The 9831-nt window shown below is 50.0% G+C and carries 10 protein-coding genes and 1 pseudogene; all 11 read right to left on the minus strand.

What is annotated here, in order from left to right; genetic code table 11:
• A partial coding sequence (locus B5F35_RS16540; RefSeq protein ID WP_442856489.1) for an ATPase, T2SS/T4P/T4SS family occupies positions 1-1921 on the minus strand: 1921 nt, incomplete at its 3' end.
• The gene (locus tag B5F35_RS16545) at positions 1914-2702 is read right to left on the minus strand and encodes a CpaE/TadZ family protein (RefSeq protein ID WP_087242660.1); all 789 of its coding nucleotides are present in this window, start codon (positions 2700-2702) and stop codon (positions 1914-1916) included. The genes B5F35_RS16540 and B5F35_RS16545, both read right to left, overlap by 8 nt.
• Before the next feature lie 16 nt (positions 2703-2718).
• Complete coding sequence (locus B5F35_RS16550; protein ID WP_087242661.1) at positions 2719-3567, minus strand: Flp pilus assembly protein CpaB; 849 nt, start codon at positions 3565-3567, stop codon at positions 2719-2721.
• A 15-nt stretch (positions 3568-3582) separates the two neighbouring features.
• On the minus strand, positions 3583-4083 hold the full coding sequence (locus B5F35_RS16555; RefSeq protein ID WP_087242662.1) for a prepilin peptidase: 501 nt from the start codon (positions 4081-4083) through the stop codon (positions 3583-3585).
• Positions 4058-5752, minus strand: coding sequence for a DUF8193 domain-containing protein (locus tag B5F35_RS16560; RefSeq protein ID WP_087242663.1), 1695 nt, complete (start codon positions 5750-5752; stop codon positions 4058-4060). Before B5F35_RS16560 ends, B5F35_RS16555 begins: the two co-directional genes overlap by 26 nt.
• 70 nt (positions 5753-5822) lie before the next feature.
• On the minus strand, positions 5823-6392 hold the full coding sequence (locus B5F35_RS16565) for a DUF6550 family protein (RefSeq protein ID WP_087242664.1): 570 nt from the start codon (positions 6390-6392) through the stop codon (positions 5823-5825).
• A 73-nt stretch (positions 6393-6465) separates the two neighbouring features.
• On the minus strand, positions 6466-6981 hold the full coding sequence (locus B5F35_RS16570; RefSeq protein WP_087242665.1) for a hypothetical protein: 516 nt from the start codon (positions 6979-6981) through the stop codon (positions 6466-6468).
• Positions 6982-6989: 8 nt separating this feature from the next.
• Entirely contained in the window at positions 6990-7454 is a 465-nt protein-coding gene (locus B5F35_RS16575; protein ID WP_087242668.1) for a DUF4320 family protein, read from the minus strand.
• 140 nt (positions 7455-7594) lie between these two features.
• Entirely contained in the window at positions 7595-8242 is a 648-nt protein-coding gene (locus B5F35_RS16580) for an RloB family protein (RefSeq protein WP_087242666.1), read from the minus strand.
• A gap of 1 nt (position 8243) precedes the next feature.
• Positions 8244-9440 carry an AAA family ATPase gene (locus tag B5F35_RS16585; protein ID WP_087242667.1) on the minus strand — a complete coding sequence of 399 codons (1197 nt, stop codon included), beginning with the start codon at positions 9438-9440 and terminating at the stop codon, positions 8244-8246.
• Positions 9441-9604: 164 nt separating this feature from the next.
• Positions 9605-9831: pseudogene (locus tag B5F35_RS16590) on the minus strand (S1 RNA-binding domain-containing protein); the annotation flags it as partial.

Raw genomic sequence — 9831 nt, forward strand, 5'->3', positions numbered from 1 at the left:
CCTGCCAGGATACACCGGCAAGCGTCAGTGTCATTCCGTTTTTCTCCACGGTTTGCGGAATGAGCGACTTATCGTTGTAGGGTAAGTCTGTGTACGTCCTGGTGTCGGATACGGTGTAGGAGCTGCTGGCGTAGCCTTCTGCTTCCGTCTGAATGGAGGAAGGATTCAGCACCAAGTTTCCTTCATATCCGTCCTCTCCATCGTAGGGGATACTTCCCGGAATGTCCGGCAAGATTTCCTCCAGCTTGTTCGTATCTGTGGAAAAGGTCAGTTCCTTCTCTGCCAGCTTGCTCTGCTGGTTGATGGTTTCCTCCTTGACCATGGATTGATATTGATACTCGTATCCATCCTGCTCAAAGGGTTCCTCAATGAGAGCCTGCGGGTCTTCACCAGGAGACAACTCATATACCTTGATGATCTCTTTTCCGGTTTCCCCATCAGCCAGTGTCAGGACATCTTTTGGTACGGCCGTCATTCCGCAGAAGAGCATGACAACCATCGATATAAATGCCATAAGCATGAGTGGCACAAATTTTTTACTCTCTTTTTTACAGTCTTTCTCCCACAAAAATTGATCCAGTTCCTTGCGGGAGATTCCATTGTCCAGAAACCGTTTTTTCAGTGCATTGGATATTTCCGAAACCTTCCTATGCCGCCCAACCACCAGAGGATTCCCATCTTTGTCCATGGTGTTGTCTGTGACGTCGTATGTGTAGAGCGTCCGGTAGATCAGTTCTTCACCTTCATAACCTTCGCCCTCTATGATCTCCATGATTTTGCGGGAACGATCCTCCAGCTGTTTGGTAAACACGATGATAGGATAAGCTTCCACCATGATCTGCATCAGCACATCGTCGCCCATCATATACTTGCGCTTTGCTAGGGTCATCATGCGGCGGTAAGTGGAAGCACAACTGTTGGAGTGGATGGTGGTGCAGACGGTATGGCCAGTACGGGAACTTTCGGCGGCGGACAGGCTTTCTGCCGCCGAACGCATCTCGCCAACACCGATCACATCCGGATGTTTTCTGAGCACTCGCTCCAGTAAAAAGTCCTGGTTGATGTTCAGCGTTGGGTTCTCACTGGGTCGGGTAAGCAAATGAACCACAGAATTCAAAATATTGCCGTTTTCGTCCCGTTTCACCAGATTAAGTTCGCGGCTGCCTTCCTCGATGGTAATGAGGCGCTGGTTGTTAGGTACATTGGAGAGCAGCCACGCCATGATGGTCGTCTTTCCGGAGCCGGTAGAGCCGGCAATGCACACGCTGACACCATATCGAATACAGGCTTTGAGAAAATGTAACATTTCTTCGGTGGCGCTGCCGGAATCCAGCAGCTTCTGCTCGGAGACGGTCTGCTGGTTAACGATGCGGATGCTGGCGTTGATGCCTACCTCCGGGTCTACGATGGGTGTTTTGTCTACCGAAATACGGATGTTTTTATCCAGAAAGCCTACCACACTCGGCATAGTATCATCAATGATCATGCCGCAGGCGTTGAGCATACGGCGCACCACATCAATGGCATGTTGGGGGGAGGAAAACTTGTCTGGGATTTTGATGCTGCGCCCGCCAGCTTCAATTACCTCGATGTCGTTATAGGCGTTGATGTTGACTTCCTCGATGCCGGGCTTGTAGATCCATTTTTTGAGGAAAGAATACCCGGCCATGTCCTCATAAAGCTGCTCGCACAGCTGTTCCGTAGTCAGCCCCTCAATGGTATATTTCCTTTTGACCAGATACTGCACCATGAGTTCTTTCAACAATCCAACAGCCCGCTCGCCGTTGGACCCGCCACCGGCTTCGGCAATAGTGGACGCGTGGTTTTCCGAAAAGTACCGCTGCACATCCTCCAATATCTGGTCATATGTTATGGATTGATTCGCTACGGGGGTAAAGAATATATCATTGAGGTTATTCATCTGCAGCTTCCTCCTCAAATGCTTCCTTAGCGGTTTGTTCCGCTGACTCCATCTGTTCCAACATCTCCAATACCTTGTTGAGCGACGCCGTATACTTGGGATTGCAGAAGCGTAGGGCTTGGAACATCCCACCCTCCGTGGCACAACGGTCAATTTCCTTCCCATAGGGTAGAAGCCCGTCCCATCCGCCGATGATGTACCCCATCTCATCCAGCGCATGGAAGGGGCGAGCCATGCCGGCAAAAGTCGTATGTCGGTCATAGTGGAACCGTTCGTCTCCCAAAAGAGGCTGATGGGCTTTCAGGTAGTTGACACCCTTTAAGTCGGGTGTCAAAATACGTACGACCAGATCACCTGATTCAATGGCTGCCGGTGTGAACACATTGGTCATGTTGGAACTGCAGTCCAAAATGACGAAGTCCACCAGTTTGGCTGCCGCATTGACCAGCTGGAGTACCATGGCGTATTTGATTTCCGGGTAGCTCAGAGGATTCTCGCCGGCGGAATAGCCCATCAGGCCAATAAACGGATAGCTTTTCAGCACCGTGACGTGGCTTGCCACCAGCGAGGTGTCAATCTCTACACTGCTGAGAACCTGGCCCACCGAGGCATTGGTCTGAATGATCTGCTCCGGCAACCAGACAGGAAGCATGGGGACACTGATCTCTGCGTTGATGATGATCGCTTTGCGCTTATCACGGGTCAAGGCTTTTGCCAAGATGCAGGAAAACATGGATTTCCCGCTCCCAGGGCTGCCCCAGACCGTAATGACTCTTCCCATTATTCTCAACCTCCTTTCACGCAACTGGCTGGCTGTCACTGGCGTGGGCAGATTCAGCGCCTTCGTCCGGGATTTCCGCAGAGGTCGAATCACCAGCTTCCGCTGTTTCTTCGCTCACTGCGTTTTCGCCGTCCTCTGTCAGCGTTTCGGGAAAGTACATCTCCTGAAGGGTCTTGTCCTGCTCAGCCAGCAGATCTTCGGCCAGCTTGCTGTTGTTGCGGGAAATCAGCGCCACATGGACCACGCCGTCATTCTCCATCTCAGTGATAATGCGTGCCTGTTCCGGAGTTGCCAGCACAGTGATGGTTGCGGACTGCTGCTTTTCTTCATCTTCAGTGAGTTCTTTTGTGTTGTCCACATTCACACCATCGGAGTCAGTGACAGAAAGCACTTTAACAAAACGCAGCTCCGGGACTTCCTCAGCGGTCTCTAGGAAGTGATAAATGCGAACAATATCATTCTGCTGGAGTTTGTCAGAGAGACCGGAGGCCAGTGTCTTAACCGTCAGCGAAATTGCCACCTTGCCCGAGGGAATATCGTTCAAAGCTATATCAGACGAAATGGGGACAGCGCTGACCTTACTGGTGAGGATATAATCGCCTTCGGACAGATCCGCTTTGACATACAGCCCTTCCACATCACTGAGACTATGGGCCACATTGGAAGGGAGGTTGTAGCCGCCCACTTCCACGACCTCAGCGTTTTCAGAAGTGATTTGTTCACCTTTTAGCACCGGCTGGGTGATGCGGACGATCTCCGCTTTTCCGTTGGTCTGACGGGCAATGGTGGGCAGCGCCACAAAGGCGATGATTGCCGACAGTACTAGGGATAGAATACCAAAGATGAATCGGTTGTTCAGTTTCATAAGCATGATCTCCTATCAAAAAAGTTGTGCCAGCGTTGCCACAAAGCAGCCACATGCGAGAAATGGCACAAATGGAATCGTAACAGGCAGAGTGTCACGGAAAAGCCGGCGGAGCATCAAGATCGCCGGCATGGCAAGCCCAGCAGCCACCAAGAATATCAGCGCCATTCCGGATGGTCCATAAACCAGCCCCAGCACGCCGCAGAATTTGATGTCACCGCCGCCAATGCCGCTGCCACCGGTCACCATAGCAGCGGCAAGCGGAATAGCAAACCCTAAAACAGCACCAAGCATGGATTCCAGAAGGACATACCAGACCAAATACGGCTGGCTGTATTCCAGAATGAAATAAATTCGAATCACAGTCACCAAAGCAGCAGCCACAAGAAAACAGACAAGCGCCTTATTGGGCACTCGCCTGTGGAAAATATCGTAGATGGCAAACCCTGCAACTGCAAGAAAGAGAGCAAAGAGGTAGCACGTCCACATATTATTCTCGATTCGTGTACCAGTCATCGTAAAGACTTCCGTTGATGGATACATAGTCGTTCAGGTTGATACTCAACATCCCGTCCGGCGTCCAGGTATCCCAAACCTGTGTATAGACGGTATAATCTGTGGAATCCGGGAACCACAACGGTGTGAAGTGTACGGTCCGGCTGTATGTAGAGAACTCATTCGGCCGGAAGGTGAATTTTGCGCTCCTGCCGCTGGACATCCGCTGCAATAACCGCAGATAGGTTTCATACTGGAACTCCGGGAACACTGAAAAAGCTGTCTGTGGATGGGTGATGTGACTGATAGGTGCATCGGTGGAGAGCGTGGCCGTCACATCCTGTTTGACGCTGTACCCGCTCTTCATATCTTTTCTGGAGGCGGTCGGCACAATATCATCCGGCGCCAAAGCCATCGTGCCGTGGATGGAAGCGGAATACCCGGTGTACTCATACTCCCAATAACCTTCATCAACCCAGTGACCTCCATTTTTGTCGTGATCACACCAGACCCAGACCGGCTTCCAGTAGCAGCTCCACACACCCCAGTTGGCAGTGAGTTTCTGCGGCTTACTCGGCAGGGATGGAACGGTATAGCTGGGATTGGTGTCCGTCGCTGTAGGATCAGGTGGGATATGTTCGTTCAGATCCACAATCTCTGCCACAAAAGTATCCTGAGCGGTATAGGCTCCGCTGGCGGAAACTGTGATGGTGATTGTCTGAGGTGTGGATGGAGTATGCCACTTGACCCAAATCACCTGACTGTCGCCTGCGGGGATGACCACATCGTTGACCCGGTATGTGGTGCCAAGGATATGGAAGGTCGCGGTGGCAGGATTATCCGGCGTCAGGTCGGTATCTGACCGCAATGTGACAGCAGTAATCACATCGGTATTTACCCGGTACTCTACATCAGGGATCTCAATATCGCCTTCAGGCGGAATTTCGTCAAACCAGACGATACCAACACCCAGAGTACTGATGATGTCGGAATTGTTCTGAGTTTTGTTGGTGCTGCCACCCCAGGCAGAAATGCCAAGATCACTGAACTCCAAAAACATTGCCAGCGGCAGGTTCTTGTGCGTGAGAGAAGTCATGGTTTTCCGTAAGGTACCGCCAGCCTTCTGGTCGTAGAGACCAGCCTCAGTGGCGGTCATACAGTAATACTGGCCGTTGTGGGTAAAGTAGGCTATGGGTTCGATCAGTAGCTTGTAATCTCCGGCAATCATCTGCTCATAGTCCACGCCTGTAGCATCGGCAACCATCCTACAGGCATACTCCGAACAGAAGTACCGCTTGATGGCATCGATATTGTTCTGGCCCTTACTATTTACAATGGTGGGCATTGCCTGAGCAGGAGTGATATACTTATATGAAGCGCCAGATTGTGGTGTAAGGCTTGCACCTGCCAAGTATTGCAGCTTGTTTACTTTTCCAAAGTAAACCACATTATTTTGGGTTCTATTGGAAAAGTCCACCGAAGTGGATACCGTAGCTCCACTCTCCGCATCTACAACGCTGACCCGGATACCATCATTTCCTGGACTCCAGAAGTTTGTTGATGTTCCGTTTCCCATACTGCCACCGCCACCGTCAATGTTGCCGTTTCCGTCTGCGAACGCAGTCGCAGGGAGTAAACAAACCAGGAGACAAAAACTGCACAGTATGGCAAAAAATCGTTTCAAAATCATCACTTCCTATTTTGATTAATAACAAAAGCGCCGCCACATTGCCTGTGACGGCGCTCGCTGGGGCTTCAGATCAACCCATATTGCCAACTTGTTTGTTCAGATCTCCGTCGCTGTCCCCGATAGTCTGCTCCCCCTGGCTGGGAACGATCCAGCCAAATACTGGGTCATACACAGCGCCGTTTCCATTGCTGGAACCGGGGATCGGGTCATTGCCGTCAGATTGCTTGTCGGGCAGCGGGGTGACTTCCGAAACGGAGGGATCAGGATGGACCTCATGATCTTCACCGGGGTTTTCGATCTCGGTTTTTCCTTCTGGCACAGGGGGTGGTGTTTTCTCCGACTTGTCCGTGTCAGTGAAGTTGATCATAACTTCATCCTCAGTTTCGGAGGTCACCTTGGGATATTCCTCTTTAGAACTGGGGAACAGTCCTGAAACGTACGCATCCGCTCCATCTGAGTCATCTCTATTCTCTGAGCCGCCATCTGACCAGTCGCTGGTTGTGCTGCTGGAGGGAGATGTGTCCGGCTGGAAATCCTCTGTGCGGTCCTGGCTGACAAACCAGCAAGCTCCCAAGATCACCACGCAAAGAACAGCCAGGGCGAAAGTAACGAACCTTTTGGATTTGAGAAACTGCCTCATATGTGCCCACACTCCTTTTCTACTGTTATATAGTTCCTATACAGTGAAACAGATTGCTTTTTCAACAGCTCCGCTAAAATTTTGTGTTGTGGTAGCCAGTCAACTCTACTCGCTGTGTGATGGTAGGGTAGTTGTGCCCAAACATCCGCACATAGAACTCTACATCACAATAAAAGATATACTCGACTCGATCGCCCTCAACTCGGTCGCCCACCACATTGAACTCCAGGCTAATGTTGGATACCTGGTAATCGTCCGTGGAAAGCGGGATTTTGGAGGCCAGTCCGCCGGCCACCGTGGCCTCCAGCATTTCCGTGTAGTCACTGCTGGAATAGAGGGTGCGCAGGTACTCTTCGAAGTTAGTTTCCCTTTGGGAGCGGTAGGTATCTGCATAGATGGTGGCGCTCAGATTGTTCAGCTCCATTTTAGCGCCGTTTCGGATGTTGATGCAAGTGATCTGCACCGAGGCATACAACAGAAGAAAGGAAATGAGCATCACTACGCCGACCACAAAAAAGCAGGCGAAGAAAGTAATCTCGCCCCGCTCGTTGCGGAGTGGTCGTCGCAGCCACCGCATAAAATGCTTCATAGGCCACCTCACTTCCAATAGTGTTCGCTGACGCCGGAGCCGCGGGCCACCACTGTGATGTTGACCAAATCCAGATTCCAGAAGCCGCCCAACTTTGCTTCGCCCTCAATGGTGATATAGAAAGGAGTCCCCAGCTGGACTGCCTTGAACATTCCAGACGGTGTGGGCGACTTATATGTGGCATCAATGGAATAGGTAATGTCCTTTGCCCCTTCGATCTCTGAACACAGAAAGTCAAAGAGCGAGTTGGTCTCGCTGTTAATACCGCCGGACAACTGGATCTGCTTGACCATCTGATCGGCTGCATGGTCCAGCTCCTGTTTCGTAGAAATAATGCTGAACAGATCGAGGATAAAGGTCAGCAGGACTACAGCAATGAAGATGAATACCACGGTGGAAAAATAGGTAGCCTCGCCCCGCTGGTTCTTTAAGGTCTTACGGGCAGTTTGCAGAAAAGTATGAATAAGAACCACCACCTTTGTTTACAAATGAAGAGCAGCCGCTCCGACCAGAGCGGCTGCTTTACAAAGTTTTGACTGTACAAAGTATACCAGATATAGATTTACAGGGAAAGGGCAGGACTGTGCCAATGCAAGGGCAAGAGTGTGCCAATTTACAGTAGCGATTCCACCAACCGATAAATTTCGGTGAACGGATTGACCGCAATCCCAAAAGGCTGGTTGCAGCCATTCTGAAGATGGTACTGCTCCACATGTTTGGCATTCTGAATGGCTGCAGATGTATGTTCAGACAACTGTGCATACACATCACTGGACTTCTCATAGTCCGGAAGGTAAGCAACCAGGGCGTTTTTGACTGCGGGGTAGTCTTTGAGGAACTTTGTGGTGTACTGAAAATGAAGAAGGTACCAAAATTCAAAGCATGGATTTGATAGTGCAATGTGAATTCCTTTGGTATCCGCCAGTTTCCTTGCCTTGGAGAGCAAGCTATCTTTGGCATTGATAGGATCCGGGTTATTGTAGTTCACATCACCGTCGGCAACTACCCATACGGCGTCACCAGTTGATACAGATATTTGATTCTTGTTTTGATATTCCACCGCTTTCCGAATCAGGCTGAGGTAATCGGTCTCTCCACCGCTGGTACGGCTACCAATGACACGAATATCAATGTTGGTCTGCCGGTTGCGGTAGTGCTCAAAATATTTTGGCTCCGTCTGAGAGCCTTCTGTCACAATCAGAATGACAGGCTTGATTTTTCTGTGCCGTTGTCCGCGCTTTTCTATTTTTCCGCGTGCCATCTTACAACCCTCCCTTGATAAAGGGGATTGCTCCATAGCGGCCAATCAGATAGCCCTTCTCGACCTTGGCATCTTTGCGAATGGAAAAATCATAAAGAGAAAACAAATCAGTGGCCGCAGTCTGTTCGTCTTTTTCGGTAAACCAGATCTGGTCTCTGCGCAGCACATCCAAATCCAGAAGATTGGTATTATGTGATGTGAAAATAAGCTGTGCCCCATTGGGGTTGAATTCTGTGCTGTTAAACAGAGAGACCAGATGCTTTGTCAGAAGAGGATGCAGGTGAGCGTCCATCTCATCAGCAACAAGTAAGGTTCCCTGATCCAAAGCCTTTTTTACAACACCAATCAGTTTGAAATAGCTGTTGGTACCATCGGATTCCTCTGTCATGTTCAGCGTGTAGGAAGAAGCGTTTCCGTCTGTATCCTGTACGGTGTGGACAGCCTCAATATTGGGGAATGCATCGCCGCGCAGGGAAGGGATGGGGTCTGAATCACGCACCTGGAGGGATTGTATTCCGAAATCTGCGATACGCAGCATAGAAGCGATCACGCGCCGGTAGTCATCATCTTTGAGCTGTTCCGCTTCCAGACCATAGGCATCCGCAACTGAATGCTTGGTGATGATCTGGCAGGAGGCAAACCATTCCAACACAGGGACCACCTTGGAGTAGCTCCAGTTTGATGCAACAGACAGATAAAGTTTGTTGGCTGAGGTGCGCTCCTTGAGCGTGTTTTGTTCCTCAACATCCACCGTGAAACGAAAATCCGTTGTATCTTTCCGCTCAAAAATTAACGCCTGCCTGCCGTTGGGGTAATAATACAGATATTCCTCCACAACAGCTTTATCCGTTACAGAAAAGCCATAGACATACCGGATGCCATTTGCAGTGAAAATGACCTCGAAGCTGCTGGGGCGGGTAGGTGTTTCCCGGTCAAACTTGAAGGGAGAGCGTTCAATGGCCTTATGGACCTGCTGGTTATGCGAAGTCAGGACATAATTAACCATAAACCAAAACGCATTCAGAACATTGGATTTTCCGGAAGCATTGGCCCCATAAATGACGGTGGACTTCAAATGGTTTTTGTTTCCATCTACAATGAGGTATTCCGGATGTTCAGTATCTCTGCTGGCGAGCATAGACAGGACGATTTTATCTTTGATGGAGAGATAGTTCTCCACACTAAATTGAATCAGCATAAAACAACCTCCTAAATCCTTGCTTGCTTATATTATACCCTTGATTTTGTGAAAAATCAACGCAAATCAAAAATAAAAATAACAAACAAAGGGTTTAAGGAAAACAATTTGAGAAAAGTCTGCTTGGGAAAGCCTCCAATCCATACTCTCCAGGCGGTTTCATATCACAGGTTCTGCCGGATGATCCGCGTGATAATGCCAACGGCCACGCCACGATCCATATCCAGGCGGGTGACGGCAAAGGACACATCATCCTTCTTCCCAGGCATTCGGTAATCGTAACAGGAATGGGCTACCGCATTGACACCGTTAGCAAGCCGGACATAGACGACGCCCTTATGGACATCGGTGACCTTGCCAGCGTACTTGCCCTGGATACAGCATTTCTGCA

It is taken from the genome of Anaeromassilibacillus sp. An200 (assembly GCF_002160025.1).
Classification (GTDB): domain Bacteria; phylum Bacillota; class Clostridia; order Oscillospirales; family Acutalibacteraceae; genus Caccousia; species Caccousia stercoris.